This is a genomic window from Luteimonas sp. A482, from assembly GCF_054072655.1.
In genome coordinates this window covers 565,552-582,214 of sequence record NZ_JBSVRO010000001.1, presented here as the reverse complement: position 1 = coordinate 582,214, position 16,663 = coordinate 565,552, and the positions used below count along the sequence as shown (strand labels likewise).

Here is a 16,663-nt window from a genome sequence, read left to right as displayed (position 1 = left end):
TGGTCGCGGCCACCGGATCAGCCGGTGCCGGAATCCGCCGCCGGCGGCACGTCGACTTGGTCCGCGTCGGCGTCGTCGACTGGATCCCCTTCGATCACGTCGTCGTCGACTTCCTCGACTTCCTCGACTTCCTCGACGTCTTCGACGTCCTCCACTTCCTCGACATCGACATCCTCGACATCGATGGCCCGCACCAGCGGTCCCTTGTTGCCGCAGGCGGCGAGGTTCAGGGCGAGCAGGAGCGCCAGTGGCGCGACGATAATCGGGAATCTGCGCATGGCAGCAGTGTATCCCGGCCGGCTGGACAGGACGAGTCCTCTCCTGGGGCCGTGCAAGGGCGGGCTCAGCGGCCGCCAGGATCGCGATGCGCAGGCGGCTCGGGCCGCAACCAGAGCCAGGTCGCGACCACCGCCATGCAGCCGATCGGCAGCGCGAGCACCCACCAGCGATCTCCGCCGCCCAGCAGCATCAGTGCAAGCAGGATCAGGGCCGACGCGAGCATGGTCCACGTGGCCATCCACTTCGCGCGTCGGGCGACCGTGCGACCGGCGGCCCAGTCGCGAATCATCGGGCCAAAGCGCGGATCCGCGAGCAGGCGGCGATGCAGCCGCTCCGATCCGCGCGCGGCTGCGAACGCGGACAGCAGCACGAACGGCACCGTCGGCAGGCCCGGCAGGAACATACCCAGCAGGCCAAGGCCCAGGCTGGCGTAGGCCAGCAGCCACCAGGCCCAGCGGAAGCGATGCGAAGGACGCATGGACGGGATGATACGGCTGGCCTCCCTCAAGCGGAGCAGCGCACCGGAAGCAGGAGCGGCTCTGCTCCCTCCTCCGCTTGCGGGGGAGGGCCGGGGTGGGGGCAAGCGAGGCCATGCTCCCCGAATCGCAGAAGGCCGCCCGAAGGCGGCCTCCCCAACGACAGGCTCTACTTCACGTCCAGCTGGTCGAGCATGAACGCGTACATCTCCGCCTGCTCGCGGAAGCGACGGAAGCGGCCCGACTTGCCGCCGTGCCCGGCTTCCATATTGGTGCGGAACACAATCGGGCCGTTGCCGGAGTCGAGGTCACGCAGCCGAGCCACGTACTTGGCAGGCTCCCAGTACTGCACCTGCGAATCCCACAGCCCGGTGCCCACGAACATCGACGGATACGCCTGCGCCTTCAGGTTGTCGTAGGGCGAGTACTGCAGGATGTAGTCGTAGTAGGGCTTGTCTTCCGGATTGCCCCACTCGTCGTATTCGTTGGTGGTCAGCGGGATGCTGGGGTCGAGCATTGTCGTCACGACGTCGACGAACGGCACCTGCGACAGGATCACGCGGTACTGGTCCGGCGCCATGTTCGAGATCGCGCCCATCAGCAGGCCGCCGGCGCTTCCGCCGTAGGCCGCGACGCGGTCTTTCGCTGCGTAGCCTTCGCGCACCAGGTGTCCGGTGACGTCGATGAAGTCGGTGAAGGTGTTGATCTTGTTGAGCAGCTTGCCGTCGTCGTACCAGCGCCGGCCCATCTCCTGGCCGCCGCGGATATGCGCCAGTGCGTACACCACGCCACGATCGAGCAGGCTGACGGTGGTGACGCTGAAGCCCGGGTCCATCGACATGCCGTAACTGCCGTAGGCGTACTGCAGCATCGCCGCGGTGCCGTCCTTCGCGAAACCCTTGCGATAGACCAGCGACACCGGGATCTTCTCGCCGTCGCGCGCGGTCGCCCACACGCGCTCGGTCACGTACTGCGACGGGTCGTAGCCGATCACCGGCTGCTGCTTGAGCACGATGCGCTCGCCGGTGGCGGTATCGAGCTCGTAGGTCGTGGCCGGCGTGGTCAGCGAGGTGTAGGTGTAGCGCAGCCTGGTGGTATCGGACTCGGTGTTGGCCGACAGGCCCATCGAGTAGGCCGGCTCGTCGGCCTGCACGTAGTCGGCGCTGCCGTCCTGGCGCAGGATGCGGACGCGCTCAAGCGCATCGGAGCGCTCGCCGATCGCGATGAAGCCGTCGAACAGCTCGAAGTTCTCCAGCAGCACGTCGACGTCGTGCGCGACCACGTCCTGCCATTCCTTGCGCGCGGCCGATCCGCTCGGGGCCTGCACCAGCTTGAAGTTCTTCGCACCGTCGGCGTTGGTCAGGATCACCCAGCGGTCGCCGAGGTGGTCGGCGCTGTACTCCAGGTCGCGTTCGCGCGCGGCCAGCAAGGTGAACTCGCGCGGATCAGCGGCCGGGGCGTAGCGCAGCTCGTCGGACACCGTGCTGCTGACGCCGATCACGATGTAGCGGTCGTCGCGCGTACGATCGACGCCCATGTAATAACTGTCGTCGGCTTCCTCGTAGACGACCACGTCCTGCGCCGGATCGGTGCCGATGACGTGGCGCTTCACACGCTTGGTCAACAGCGTTTCCGGATCGTTCTCGACGTAGAACACGGTACGGTTGTCATCGGCGAACACGAGGTCGCCGGAGGTGCCGCGGATCTGCTCGGGAAAGTCCTTGCCGCTGGCCAGGTCGCGAAAGCGGAAGCTGTACTGGCGGCGGCCGTTGGTGTCATCGGCCCAGGCCATCACCGTATTGTCCTGGCTGATCTCGTACGCGCCGACCGAGTAATAGTCCTTGCCTTCGGCCAGCGTATTGACGTCGAGCAGGACCTCTTCGCCGGCGAAGTCGCCGGCCTCGTTGGCCCGCTGGATCGACAGCGCGTCGACACCGGCGCCGTCCTTGCGTCGTGCATGGATCGGATAGTCCTTGCCGGCCTCGTAGCGGGCGTAATACCACCAGCCACGCTCGCGTGCAGGGATCGAGCTGTCATCCTGCTTGATGCGCCCGACGATCTCCTCGTAGAGCCTGTCCTCGACCGCCTTGAGTGGTGCCATCACCTTGTCGGCATAGGCATTCTCTGCCTCGAGGTAGGCAAGCATCGCCTTGTCCTCGCGCTTGTCGTCGCGCAGCCAGTAGTACTCGTCGCTGCGCTCCGCCCCATGCGGCGCCTTCACCACGTGCGGGCGTTTTTCGGCGTCGGGTGGCGTGGTGTCGGCGGCAATGGTGGTGGTGGTGGATAGCGTCATCAGGATCGTAGTCACGAAAAGAAGGGCGGCTTTCATCGGAGGATCCGCAGGGATACCGGAAGGCTGCGCCACCCCTGGTGCAGGGCGGCGCGGGTCATGTCATCGACGGCCGAGCTGCTGCCAGAGGAAGCTCAGGTACAGCGCGTCCATGTGCGCGGCCTGGCGGTTGTCCGCGGCGCCACCGTGGCCACCCTCGATGTTCTCGTAGTAGCGCACGTCCTTGCCGGCTGCCTGCATCTTCGCGAACATCTTGCGGGCGTGGCCAGGATGCACGCGGTCGTCGCGGGTCGAGGTCAGCAGGATCGTGGCGGGATAGTCCTTCGCCGGATCGAACAGATGGTAAGGCGAGAAGGTGCGGATGTATTCCCACTCTTCGGCGATGTCGGGATTGCCGTACTCGGCCATCCACGATGCGCCGGCCAGCAGCTTGTTGTAGCGCTGCATGTCCAGCAGCGGCACCTGGATCACGACCGCGCCGAACAGCTCCGGGTACTGCGTGAGCATGTTGCCGGTCAGCAGGCCGCCGTTGCTGCCACCACGGATTCCCAGGTGCTGCGGCGAGGTGATCTTGCGCGTGATCAGATCCTGTGCCACCGCCGCGAAATCCTCATACGCCTTGTGGCGGTTGGCCTTGAGCGCAGACTGGTGCCAGCGCGGGCCGTACTCGCCGCCGCCGCGGATGTTGGCGACCGCGTACACGCCACCCTTCTCCAGCCAACCCTTGCCGACGCCACCGGAATAGCCCGGGGTCAGCGAGATCTCGAACCCGCCATAGCCGTAGAGCAGGGTCGGGTTGCCGCCGTCATGGACCAGGTTCTTCTGGCGGACCAGGAAGTACGGCACGCGGGTTCCATCCTTCGACGTCGCGAAGTGCTGCTCGACGACGTGCTTCGACGCGTCGAAGAAGGTCGGCATGGTCTTGAGGACTTCAGGCTTCGCCGCACCCGCGCCCGCGTCGCCCAGCATCAGGGTGGTCGGGGTCAGGTAGTCGGTCACCGTGAGCCACAGCGCGTCGGATTCATCGCTGTCGACGGCGCTGGCGCCGATCGTGCCGAACTCCGGGACGCCTTCAAGCGGGCGGCGCGACCACCCGTCCTCGCCCGGAGTCAGGACCATCAGCCGGTTCTTGACGTCCTCCAGCACGTTGATCACCAGATGGTTCTGTGTCCATGACGTTCCGGCCAGCGACGTGGTCTCGCTCGGCTCGAACAGCACGGCGAATTCGCGCTTGCCCGCCATGAAGTCGTCGAACTTCGCCGCCAGCAGCGAGCCAGCCGGATAGGTCCGGCCGCCGGCTTCCCAGGCCTCGCGCAGCTCGAGCGTCAGCCATTCCCTGTGTACGCTTTTGTTGGCCGAATTGGGCGCATCGACCCTTGCCAGCGTGCCGTCCGGCCGCCGCAGGTACATCTCGTCGTTGTAGAAGGCGAGCGTGCGGCTGACGAAGTCGCGCTCGAAGCCGGGCGTGTGGTCGTGGCCGGCCGCGATGTACATGTCGTCGGGGCTGCCCTCGTAGACCAGGCTGGCTGATTCCAGGGGCGTGCCGCGCTTCCATTGCTTGACGATGCGTGGATAACCCGACTCCGTCATCGAGCCGGTGCCGAAATCGGTATACACGTACACAGTGTCGCGGTCGATCCAGCTGAGCGCGCCCTTGGCTTCTTCACGGTAGAAGCCGCCTTCCACCCAGCTCTTGCCGGCAAGATCGAACTCGCGGGTAACGTCGGCATCCGCGCCACCGCGCGAAAGCGCGACCAGGCAGCGGCTGTAGTCGGGGCGCAGGCAGTCCGCACCGTGCCAGACCCAGTTCTCGCCCTCGGTCTTGTTCAGCGCGTCGAGATCGATCAGCACTTCCCACTCCGGCCTGGGCTTCCGATACTCCTCGAGCGTGGTCCGGCGCCAGAGGCCGCGCGGGTTCTGCTTGTCGCGCCAGAAGTTGTAGTACCACTCACCCTGCTTGTAGACGCCGGGAATCTTGTCATCCGAGTCGTAGATGGCCAGCAGGTCCGCTTCCAGCTGCCTGAACTCGGGCGTCGCGGCAAGCTCGGCCTCGGCATTGGCGTTCTGCGCCTTGACCCATTCCAGCGCCTTGGGATCCTCGACGCCTTCCAGCCACTGGTACGGATCGGACACCGCTGCCTCCTCGTTGGTCTCGTTGGCATGCGCCGGCGCCGCGGCCAGTCCCATCGCGAGCGCAATCGCCGCGGATATCGACATGAATTTCGCCACGACCACCTCCATCTGCAAAGTGGCCGCACGCTATCACACGCGCCTCGGCCCCTGCAGTGCCGAAAGTCGAGCGGAGTTTCCAGGGCCAGGCGACGCCCAAAGAAAAACCCCCAACCTTTCGGCTGGGGGTTTTGGATAAAAAACCCTGGCGATGACCTACTCTCGCATGCGGATGCACACTACCATCGGCGCATGAGCGTTTCACTTCCGAGTTCGGAATGGGATCGGGTGGTGCCACTCAGCTATTGTCACCAGGGAGACCGTGGAGGGTCGCCGGCACCGGTACGGATTGATCCGTAGACGGAGCAGCGCTCACGCTCTCGAAGGGAAGGGAAGTAGCGAACTGGTTTGGTCTGGTCTGTCAGCGACGTATCGCAGAGTCCAAGGCCACTTGAGGTTATATGGTCAAGCCGCACGGATCATTAGTACTGGTTAGCTCAACGCATTACTGCGCTTACACACCCAGCCTATCAACCACCTGGTCTTGATGGTTCCTTTAGGGGACTTGTGTCCCGGGAGATCTCATCTTGAGGCGCGCTTCCCGCTTAGATGCTTTCAGCGGTTATCGCTTCCGAACATAGCTACCCGGCAGTGCCACTGGCGTGACAACCGGAACACCAGAGGTTCGTCCACTCCGGTCCTCTCGTACTAGGAGCAGCCCCTCTCAAATCTCCAACGCCCATGGCAGATAGGGACCGAACTGTCTCACGACGTTCTGAACCCAGCTCGCGTACCACTTTAAATGGCGAACAGCCATACCCTTGGGACCGACTACAGCCCCAGGATGTGATGAGCCGACATCGAGGTGCCAAACACCGCCGTCGCTATGGACGCTTGGGCGGTATCAGCCTGTTATCCCCGGAGTACCTTTTATCCGTTGAGCGATGGCCCTTCCATACAGAACCACCGGATCACTAAGTCCTACTTTCGTACCTGCTTGATCCGTCGATCTTGCAGTCAAGCACGCTTATGCCTTTGCACACAGTGCGCGATGTCCGACCGCGCTGAGCGTACCTTCGAGCTCCTCCGTTACTCTTTGGGAGGAGACCGCCCCAGTCAAACTACCCACCACACACGGTCCCCGACCCGGATTACGGGCCCAGGTTAGAACGTCAAGCACGACAGGGTGGTATTTCAAGGATGGCTCCACCCCAGCTAGCGCCAGGGTTTCACAGCCTCCCACCTATCCTACACAGACGAACTCAACGTTCAGTGTGAAGCTATAGTAAAGGTTCACGGGGTCTTTCCGTCTTGCCACGGGAACGCTGCATCTTCACAGCGATTTCAATTTCACTGAGTCTCGGGTGGAGACAGCGCCGCTGTCGTTACGCCATTCGTGCAGGTCGGAACTTACCCGACAAGGAATTTCGCTACCTTAGGACCGTTATAGTTACGGCCGCCGTTTACTGGGGCTTCGATCAAGAGCTTCGCCTTGCGGCTGACCCCATCAATTAACCTTCCAGCACCGGGCAGGCGTCACACCCTATACGTCCACTTTCGTGTTTGCAGAGTGCTGTGTTTTTGATAAACAGTCGCAGCGGCCTGGTCACTTCGGCCTCCCCCAGCTATTCACCAGAAGAGGCGCACCTTCTCCCGAAGTTACGGTGCTATTTTGCCTAGTTCCTTCACCCGAGTTCTCTCAAGCGCCTGAGAATTCTCATCCTACCCACCTGTGTCGGTTTACGGTACGGTCTGCGTAAGCTGAAGCTTAGGAGCTTTTCCTGGAAGCGTGATATCGGCAGCCTAGTCCTAATGGACCGGTCCTTAGTCTCAACGTTGCGCCCCCGGATTTGCCTAAGGGCACCGCCTCAACTCTTTCACCAGGACAACCAACGCCTGGCCTGCCTAACCTTCTCCGTCCCTCCATCGCACTTACGCGAGGTGCTGGAATATTAACCAGCTTCCCATCGACTACGCATTTCTGCCTCGCCTTAGGGGCCGACTCACCCTGCGTTGATTAACATTGCGCAAGGAAACCTTGGGCTTTCGGCGTGCGGGTTTTTCACCCACATTATCGTTACTCATGTCAGCATTCGCACTTCCGATACCTCCAGCAGACTTCTCAATCCACCTTCGCAGGCTTACGGAACGCTCCTCTACCGCACATCACAAAGTGATGCACCCCAAGCTTCGGTTTACTGCTTAGCCCCGTTAAATCTTCCGCGCAGACCGACTCGACCAGTGAGCTATTACGCTTTCTTTAAAGGATGGCTGCTTCTAAGCCAACCTCCTGGCTGTCTGTGCCTTTCCACATCGTTTCCCACTTAGCAGTAAATTGGGGACCTTAGCTGTGGGTCTGGGTTGTTTCCCTTTTCACGACGGACGTTAGCACCCGCCGTGTGTCTCCCATGCATTCCGTCTCGGTATTCGGAGTTTGCAATGGTTTGGTAAGTCGCGATGACCCCCTAGCCATGACAGTGCTCTACCCCCGAGAGGATTCACATGAGGCGCTACCTAAATAGCTTTCGAGGAGAACCAGCTATCTCCGGGTTCGATTAGCTTTTCACTCCTAATCACAGCTCATCCCCGTCTTTTGCAACAGACGTGGGTTCGGGCCTCCAGTTGATGTTACTCAACCTTCACCCTGGCCATGACTAGATCACCCGGTTTCGGGTCTATTGCCTGCGACTATGCGCCCTATTCAGACTCGGTTTCCCTTCGCCTCCCCTATACGGTTAAGCTTGCCACAGACAATAAGTCGCTGACCCATTATACAAAAGGTACGCAGTCACTCCTTGCGGAGCTCCTACTGCTTGTACGCACACGGTTTCAGGATCTATTTCACTCCCTTCACCAGGGTTCTTTTCGCCTTTCCCTCACGGTACTGGTTCACTATCGGTCGGTCAGGAGTATTTAGCCTTGGAGGATGGTCCCCCCATGTTCAGACAGGGTTTCTCGTGCCCCGCCCTACTCAATTTCATCTGCGTGGCCCTTTCGCATACAGGGCTGTCACCTTCTATGGCCGGTCTTTCCAGGACCGTTTTGCTAAAACCACACAGACTTTTGGGCTAGTCCCCGTTCGCTCGTCACTACTAAGGGAATCTCGGTTGATTTCTTTTCCTACGGTTACTTAGATATTTCAGTTCACCGCGTTCGCCTTGCATGGCTATGTATTCACCATGCAATACTCCTTGCGGAGTGGGTTTCCCCATTCGGACATTGCCGGATCAAAGCTTGTTGCCAGCTCCCCGACACTTTTCGCAGGCTGCCACGTCCTTCATCGCCTCTGACCGCCAAGGCATCCACCGTGTGCGCTTATTCGCTTGACCATATAACCCCAAGTCGCCTCGGAGTTAGCATGTGCCCGTGGTTACAAGCCACGGACGCGAAGTGTATGCAACGACTCAAATATTAGGGATCTCGAAGATCCCCGCCTTAGCCTCTTACGACACGTCTGGACAGAACTGTCTCAAACGCTCGCTACTTCCCTTGTTTTCAAAGAACACGCACCGGCTTCAACGCCGGTCCGCTTCTAAACTTTGTGTGTGCGCGCAGCAATCCGTTTCGAACCTGGTGGAGCCTGTCGGGATCGAACCGACGACCCCCTGCTTGCAAAGCAGGTGCTCTCCCAGCTGAGCTAAGGCCCCGAAAATAGCAATCTGGGCCTGGACTTCACCAACTGGGCCAAGGCCTTGGATGGTGGGTCTGGGAGGACTCGAACCACCGGCCTCACCCTTATCAGGGGTGCGCTCTAACCACCTGAGCTACAGACCCAGTCTGTTCTGTGCGGATTGTGCAGGTTACTTGTGCGGACGCCTGGACAGGCAATCATCCTGTCTTTATGTCTCAAAAGGAGGTGATCCAGCCGCACCTTCCGATACGGCTACCTTGTTACGACTTCACCCCAGTCATCGGCCACACCGTGGTAAGCGTCCTCCTTGCGGTTAGACTACCTACTTCTGGTGCAACAAACTCCCATGGTGTGACGGGCGGTGTGTACAAGGCCCGGGAACGTATTCACCGCAGCAATGCTGATCTGCGATTACTAGCGATTCCGACTTCACGGAGTCGAGTTGCAGACTCCGATCCGGACTGAGAGAAGGTTTCTGGGATTGGCTTGCCCTCGCGGGTTTGCAGCCCTCTGTCCTTCCCATTGTAGTACGTGTGTAGCCCTGGCCGTAAGGGCCATGATGACTTGACGTCATCCCCACCTTCCTCCGGTTTGTCACCGGCGGTCTCCTTAGAGTTCCCACCATTACGTGCTGGCAACTAAGGACAAGGGTTGCGCTCGTTGCGGGACTTAACCCAACATCTCACGACACGAGCTGACGACAGCCATGCAGCACCTGTGTTCGCGTTCCCGAAGGCACTCCTCTATCTCTAAAGGATTCGCGACATGTCAAGGCCAGGTAAGGTTCTTCGCGTTGCATCGAATTAAACCACATACTCCACCGCTTGTGCGGGCCCCCGTCAATTCCTTTGAGTTTCAGTCTTGCGACCGTACTCCCCAGGCGGCGAACTTAACGCGTTAGCTTCGATACTGAGTGCCAAATTGCACCCAACATCCAGTTCGCATCGTTTAGGGCGTGGACTACCAGGGTATCTAATCCTGTTTGCTCCCCACGCTTTCGTGCCTCAGTGTCAGTACTGGTCCAGGTAGTCGCCTTCGCCACGGATGTTCCTCCTGATCTCTACGCATTTCACTGCTACACCAGGAATTCCACTACCCTCTACCGTACTCTAGCCCGCCAGTTTCCAATGCAATTCCCAGGTTGAGCCCAGGGCTTTCACATCAGACTTAACGAACCACCTACGCACGCTTTACGCCCAGTAATTCCGAGTAACGCTTGCACCCTTCGTATTACCGCGGCTGCTGGCACGAAGTTAGCCGGTGCTTATTCTTTGGGTACCGTCATTCTCTCCGGGTATTGACCGGAAAGTTTTCTTTCCCAACAAAAGGGCTTTACAACCCGAAGGCCTTCTTCACCCACGCGGCATGGCTGGATCAGGCTTGCGCCCATTGTCCAATATTCCCCACTGCTGCCTCCCGTAGGAGTCTGGACCGTGTCTCAGTTCCAGTGTGGCTGATCATCCTCTCAGACCAGCTACCGATCGTCGCCTTGGTGGGCCATTACCCCGCCAACTAGCTAATCGGACATCGGCTCATCTATCCGCGCGAGGTCTTGCGATCCCCCGCTTTCTCCCGTAGGACGTATGCGGTATTAGCGTAAGTTTCCCTACGTTATCCCCCACGTATAGGCAGATTCCGATGTATTCCTCACCCGTCCGCCACTCGCCACCCAGAGAGCAAGCTCTCCTGTGCTGCCGTTCGACTTGCATGTGTTAGGCCTGCCGCCAGCGTTCACTCTGAGCCAGGATCAAACTCTTCACTTAAATTTTTCGGACCCGAAAGTCCTAATTGCTTGAGTGCAGTCGTCCTCACCTGAGCTCCAATTACTCGCTTGCATTTGCATGCATTTGAATCTTTGTTGCTCTTGTTTGGAACGTCTGCAAGATGGACAGTCATCCACCCGCCAGACGCCCGCACAAGTCACCTGCGCACACTGTCAAAGATCATGGAACCGGGCCTCAACGCCTCGATTCCGTCCTGCGGATGTTTCGCCGCAGGTAGCCGCGCATCTTGCCACGGCCCTCTTGTCCTGTCAACACCCCGTGAGAGGTATCGACCCTCCCTTCCAGTCCGGCCCGAAGGCGTTTCGTCGAAGGGAGCCGCACATGATAGCGCGGAATTCTTGTACGTCAACACTTCGTGAAGAAATCTTGATGCCTGCTGAGCTGTCACGACGCCTGCTCAGCGGCCGAGCATGATAGTGCCGTTTGTCCGGCTTGTCACCCCCTTGTGGAGAAGCGTGCCGGCCCTCGAAAGGCCGAGCTCAGCGGTGCGCAAGCCTCGCCACTGGCGTAGCCCCGCGCGGCCCTTGACCACGACGAGCTGGCCAGGCAGGCCTGGAGCCAGGCTGCCTCATCACATTTTCATCGCGACCCAGGCGACGCCCAAAGAAAAACCCCCAACCTTTCGGCTGGGGGTTTTGGATAAAAAACCCTGGCGATGACCTACTCTCGCATGCGGATGCACACTACCATCGGCGCATGAGCGTTTCACTTCCGAGTTCGGAATGGGATCGGGTGGTGCCACTCAGCTATTGTCACCAGGGAGACCGTGGAGGGTCGCCGGCACCGGTACGGATTGATCCGTAGACGGAGCAGCGCTCACGCTCTCGAAGGGAAGGGAAGTAGCGAACTGGTTTGGTCTGGTCTGTCAGCGACGTATCGCAGAGTCCAAGGCCACTTGAGGTTATATGGTCAAGCCGCACGGATCATTAGTACTGGTTAGCTCAACGCATTACTGCGCTTACACACCCAGCCTATCAACCACCTGGTCTTGATGGTTCCTTTAGGGGACTTGTGTCCCGGGAGATCTCATCTTGAGGCGCGCTTCCCGCTTAGATGCTTTCAGCGGTTATCGCTTCCGAACATAGCTACCCGGCAGTGCCACTGGCGTGACAACCGGAACACCAGAGGTTCGTCCACTCCGGTCCTCTCGTACTAGGAGCAGCCCCTCTCAAATCTCCAACGCCCATGGCAGATAGGGACCGAACTGTCTCACGACGTTCTGAACCCAGCTCGCGTACCACTTTAAATGGCGAACAGCCATACCCTTGGGACCGACTACAGCCCCAGGATGTGATGAGCCGACATCGAGGTGCCAAACACCGCCGTCGCTATGGACGCTTGGGCGGTATCAGCCTGTTATCCCCGGAGTACCTTTTATCCGTTGAGCGATGGCCCTTCCATACAGAACCACCGGATCACTAAGTCCTACTTTCGTACCTGCTTGATCCGTCGATCTTGCAGTCAAGCACGCTTATGCCTTTGCACACAGTGCGCGATGTCCGACCGCGCTGAGCGTACCTTCGAGCTCCTCCGTTACTCTTTGGGAGGAGACCGCCCCAGTCAAACTACCCACCACACACGGTCCCCGACCCGGATTACGGGCCCAGGTTAGAACGTCAAGCACGACAGGGTGGTATTTCAAGGATGGCTCCACCCCAGCTAGCGCCAGGGTTTCACAGCCTCCCACCTATCCTACACAGACGAACTCAACGTTCAGTGTGAAGCTATAGTAAAGGTTCACGGGGTCTTTCCGTCTTGCCACGGGAACGCTGCATCTTCACAGCGATTTCAATTTCACTGAGTCTCGGGTGGAGACAGCGCCGCTGTCGTTACGCCATTCGTGCAGGTCGGAACTTACCCGACAAGGAATTTCGCTACCTTAGGACCGTTATAGTTACGGCCGCCGTTTACTGGGGCTTCGATCAAGAGCTTCGCCTTGCGGCTGACCCCATCAATTAACCTTCCAGCACCGGGCAGGCGTCACACCCTATACGTCCACTTTCGTGTTTGCAGAGTGCTGTGTTTTTGATAAACAGTCGCAGCGGCCTGGTCACTTCGGCCTCCCCCAGCTATTCACCAGAAGAGGCGCACCTTCTCCCGAAGTTACGGTGCTATTTTGCCTAGTTCCTTCACCCGAGTTCTCTCAAGCGCCTGAGAATTCTCATCCTACCCACCTGTGTCGGTTTACGGTACGGTCTGCGTAAGCTGAAGCTTAGGAGCTTTTCCTGGAAGCGTGATATCGGCAGCCTAGTCCTAATGGACCGGTCCTTAGTCTCAACGTTGCGCCCCCGGATTTGCCTAAGGGCACCGCCTCAACTCTTTCACCAGGACAACCAACGCCTGGCCTGCCTAACCTTCTCCGTCCCTCCATCGCACTTACGCGAGGTGCTGGAATATTAACCAGCTTCCCATCGACTACGCATTTCTGCCTCGCCTTAGGGGCCGACTCACCCTGCGTTGATTAACATTGCGCAAGGAAACCTTGGGCTTTCGGCGTGCGGGTTTTTCACCCACATTATCGTTACTCATGTCAGCATTCGCACTTCCGATACCTCCAGCAGACTTCTCAATCCACCTTCGCAGGCTTACGGAACGCTCCTCTACCGCACATCACAAAGTGATGCACCCCAAGCTTCGGTTTACTGCTTAGCCCCGTTAAATCTTCCGCGCAGACCGACTCGACCAGTGAGCTATTACGCTTTCTTTAAAGGATGGCTGCTTCTAAGCCAACCTCCTGGCTGTCTGTGCCTTTCCACATCGTTTCCCACTTAGCAGTAAATTGGGGACCTTAGCTGTGGGTCTGGGTTGTTTCCCTTTTCACGACGGACGTTAGCACCCGCCGTGTGTCTCCCATGCATTCCGTCTCGGTATTCGGAGTTTGCAATGGTTTGGTAAGTCGCGATGACCCCCTAGCCATGACAGTGCTCTACCCCCGAGAGGATTCACATGAGGCGCTACCTAAATAGCTTTCGAGGAGAACCAGCTATCTCCGGGTTCGATTAGCTTTTCACTCCTAATCACAGCTCATCCCCGTCTTTTGCAACAGACGTGGGTTCGGGCCTCCAGTTGATGTTACTCAACCTTCACCCTGGCCATGACTAGATCACCCGGTTTCGGGTCTATTGCCTGCGACTATGCGCCCTATTCAGACTCGGTTTCCCTTCGCCTCCCCTATACGGTTAAGCTTGCCACAGACAATAAGTCGCTGACCCATTATACAAAAGGTACGCAGTCACTCCTTGCGGAGCTCCTACTGCTTGTACGCACACGGTTTCAGGATCTATTTCACTCCCTTCACCAGGGTTCTTTTCGCCTTTCCCTCACGGTACTGGTTCACTATCGGTCGGTCAGGAGTATTTAGCCTTGGAGGATGGTCCCCCCATGTTCAGACAGGGTTTCTCGTGCCCCGCCCTACTCAATTTCATCTGCGTGGCCCTTTCGCATACAGGGCTGTCACCTTCTATGGCCGGTCTTTCCAGGACCGTTTTGCTAAAACCACACAGACTTTTGGGCTAGTCCCCGTTCGCTCGTCACTACTAAGGGAATCTCGGTTGATTTCTTTTCCTACGGTTACTTAGATATTTCAGTTCACCGCGTTCGCCTTGCATGGCTATGTATTCACCATGCAATACTCCTTGCGGAGTGGGTTTCCCCATTCGGACATTGCCGGATCAAAGCTTGTTGCCAGCTCCCCGACACTTTTCGCAGGCTGCCACGTCCTTCATCGCCTCTGACCGCCAAGGCATCCACCGTGTGCGCTTATTCGCTTGACCATATAACCCCAAGTCGCCTCGGAGTTAGCATGTGCCCGTGGTTACAAGCCACGGACGCGAAGTGTATGCAACGACTCAAATATTAGGGATCTCGAAGATCCCCGCCTTAGCCTCTTACGACACGTCTGGACAGAACTGTCTCAAACGCTCGCTACTTCCCTTGTTTTCAAAGAACACGCACCGGCTTCAACGCCGGTCCGCTTCTAAACTTTGTGTGTGCGCGCAGCAATCCGTTTCGAACCTGGTGGAGCCTGTCGGGATCGAACCGACGACCCCCTGCTTGCAAAGCAGGTGCTCTCCCAGCTGAGCTAAGGCCCCGAAAATAGCAATCTGGGCCTGGACTTCACCAACTGGGCCAAGGCCTTGGATGGTGGGTCTGGGAGGACTCGAACCACCGGCCTCACCCTTATCAGGGGTGCGCTCTAACCACCTGAGCTACAGACCCAGTCTGTTCTGTGCGGATTGTGCAGGTTACTTGTGCGGACGCCTGGACAGGCAATCATCCTGTCTTTATGTCTCAAAAGGAGGTGATCCAGCCGCACCTTCCGATACGGCTACCTTGTTACGACTTCACCCCAGTCATCGGCCACACCGTGGTAAGCGTCCTCCTTGCGGTTAGACTACCTACTTCTGGTGCAACAAACTCCCATGGTGTGACGGGCGGTGTGTACAAGGCCCGGGAACGTATTCACCGCAGCAATGCTGATCTGCGATTACTAGCGATTCCGACTTCACGGAGTCGAGTTGCAGACTCCGATCCGGACTGAGAGAAGGTTTCTGGGATTGGCTTGCCCTCGCGGGTTTGCAGCCCTCTGTCCTTCCCATTGTAGTACGTGTGTAGCCCTGGCCGTAAGGGCCATGATGACTTGACGTCATCCCCACCTTCCTCCGGTTTGTCACCGGCGGTCTCCTTAGAGTTCCCACCATTACGTGCTGGCAACTAAGGACAAGGGTTGCGCTCGTTGCGGGACTTAACCCAACATCTCACGACACGAGCTGACGACAGCCATGCAGCACCTGTGTTCGCGTTCCCGAAGGCACTCCTCTATCTCTAAAGGATTCGCGACATGTCAAGGCCAGGTAAGGTTCTTCGCGTTGCATCGAATTAAACCACATACTCCACCGCTTGTGCGGGCCCCCGTCAATTCCTTTGAGTTTCAGTCTTGCGACCGTACTCCCCAGGCGGCGAACTTAACGCGTTAGCTTCGATACTGAGTGCCAAATTGCACCCAACATCCAGTTCGCATCGTTTAGGGCGTGGACTACCAGGGTATCTAATCCTGTTTGCTCCCCACGCTTTCGTGCCTCAGTGTCAGTACTGGTCCAGGTAGTCGCCTTCGCCACGGATGTTCCTCCTGATCTCTACGCATTTCACTGCTACACCAGGAATTCCACTACCCTCTACCGTACTCTAGCCCGCCAGTTTCCAATGCAATTCCCAGGTTGAGCCCAGGGCTTTCACATCAGACTTAACGAACCACCTACGCACGCTTTACGCCCAGTAATTCCGAGTAACGCTTGCACCCTTCGTATTACCGCGGCTGCTGGCACGAAGTTAGCCGGTGCTTATTCTTTGGGTACCGTCATTCTCTCCGGGTATTGACCGGAAAGTTTTCTTTCCCAACAAAAGGGCTTTACAACCCGAAGGCCTTCTTCACCCACGCGGCATGGCTGGATCAGGCTTGCGCCCATTGTCCAATATTCCCCACTGCTGCCTCCCGTAGGAGTCTGGACCGTGTCTCAGTTCCAGTGTGGCTGATCATCCTCTCAGACCAGCTACCGATCGTCGCCTTGGTGGGCCATTACCCCGCCAACTAGCTAATCGGACATCGGCTCATCTATCCGCGCGAGGTCTTGCGATCCCCCGCTTTCTCCCGTAGGACGTATGCGGTATTAGCGTAAGTTTCCCTACGTTATCCCCCACGTATAGGCAGATTCCGATGTATTCCTCACCCGTCCGCCACTCGCCACCCAGAGAGCAAGCTCTCCTGTGCTGCCGTTCGACTTGCATGTGTTAGGCCTGCCGCCAGCGTTCACTCTGAGCCAGGATCAAACTCTTCACTTAAATTTTTCGGACCCGAAAGTCCTAATTGCTTGAGTGCAGTCGTCCTCACCTGAGCTCCAATTACTCGCTTGCATTTGCATGCATTTGAATCTTTGTTGCTCTTGTTTGGAACGTCTGCAAGATGGACAGTCATCCACCCGCCAGACGCCCGCACAAGTCACCTGCGCACACTGTCAAAGATCATGGAACCGGGCCT

At 58.5% G+C, this 16,663-nt stretch carries 4 protein-coding genes, 4 tRNA genes and 6 rRNA genes; all 14 read right to left on the bottom strand.

Annotated features, from left to right (window positions below):
* Window positions 1-17: 17 nt before the first annotated feature.
* Window positions 18-278: an LPS translocon maturation chaperone LptM gene (gene lptM, locus ACW5DW_RS02575; protein WP_457017191.1), complete on the bottom strand. Its 261-nt coding sequence runs from the start codon at window positions 276-278 to the stop codon at window positions 18-20.
* A 65-nt stretch (window positions 279-343) separates the two neighbouring features.
* Window positions 344-757, bottom strand: a complete 414-nt coding sequence (locus tag ACW5DW_RS02570; protein WP_457017190.1) for a YbaN family protein — start codon at window positions 755-757, stop codon at window positions 344-346.
* 167 nt (window positions 758-924) lie between these two features.
* The gene (locus ACW5DW_RS02565; protein WP_457017188.1) at window positions 925-3,084 is read right to left on the bottom strand and encodes a S9 family peptidase; all 2,160 of its coding nucleotides are present in this window, start codon (window positions 3,082-3,084) and stop codon (window positions 925-927) included.
* Between the two features lie 63 nt (window positions 3,085-3,147).
* Window positions 3,148-5,262, bottom strand: coding sequence for a prolyl oligopeptidase family serine peptidase (locus ACW5DW_RS02560; protein WP_457017186.1), 2,115 nt, complete (start codon window positions 5,260-5,262; stop codon window positions 3,148-3,150).
* Window positions 5,263-5,417: 155 nt separating this feature from the next.
* A 5S ribosomal RNA gene (rrf, locus tag ACW5DW_RS02555) occupies window positions 5,418-5,530 on the bottom strand.
* A gap of 145 nt (window positions 5,531-5,675) precedes the next feature.
* Window positions 5,676-8,543, bottom strand: a 23S ribosomal RNA gene (locus tag ACW5DW_RS02550).
* A 242-nt stretch (window positions 8,544-8,785) separates the two neighbouring features.
* Window positions 8,786-8,861: transfer RNA gene (locus ACW5DW_RS02545), tRNA-Ala, on the bottom strand.
* Window positions 8,862-8,911: 50 nt separating this feature from the next.
* Window positions 8,912-8,988 (bottom strand) — tRNA-Ile (locus ACW5DW_RS02540).
* A 75-nt stretch (window positions 8,989-9,063) separates the two neighbouring features.
* A 16S ribosomal RNA gene (locus ACW5DW_RS02535) occupies window positions 9,064-10,608 on the bottom strand.
* A 668-nt stretch (window positions 10,609-11,276) separates the two neighbouring features.
* A 5S ribosomal RNA gene (gene rrf / locus ACW5DW_RS02530) occupies window positions 11,277-11,389 on the bottom strand.
* Between the two features lie 145 nt (window positions 11,390-11,534).
* A 23S ribosomal RNA gene (locus ACW5DW_RS02525) occupies window positions 11,535-14,402 on the bottom strand.
* Window positions 14,403-14,644: 242 nt separating this feature from the next.
* Window positions 14,645-14,720 (bottom strand) — tRNA-Ala (locus tag ACW5DW_RS02520).
* Window positions 14,721-14,770: 50 nt separating this feature from the next.
* Window positions 14,771-14,847, bottom strand: a tRNA-Ile gene (locus ACW5DW_RS02515).
* Window positions 14,848-14,922: 75 nt separating this feature from the next.
* A 16S ribosomal RNA gene (locus ACW5DW_RS02510) occupies window positions 14,923-16,467 on the bottom strand.
* Together the 16S, 23S and 5S rRNA genes with 4 tRNA genes alongside form the textbook arrangement of a ribosomal RNA operon.
* Between the last annotated feature and the right edge of the window lie 196 nt (window positions 16,468-16,663).

Coding starts and splice junctions, on each gene's coding strand:
- lptM (WP_457017191.1), bottom strand. CDS start 278: ATGCGCAGATTCCCGATTATCGTCGCGCCACTGGCGCTCCTGCTCGCC.
- ACW5DW_RS02570 (WP_457017190.1), bottom strand. CDS start 757: ATGCGTCCTTCGCATCGCTTCCGCTGGGCCTGGTGGCTGCTGGCCTAC.
- ACW5DW_RS02565 (WP_457017188.1), bottom strand. CDS start 3,084: ATGAAAGCCGCCCTTCTTTTCGTGACTACGATCCTGATGACGCTATCC.
- ACW5DW_RS02560 (WP_457017186.1), bottom strand. CDS start 5,262: ATGTCGATATCCGCGGCGATTGCGCTCGCGATGGGACTGGCCGCGGCG.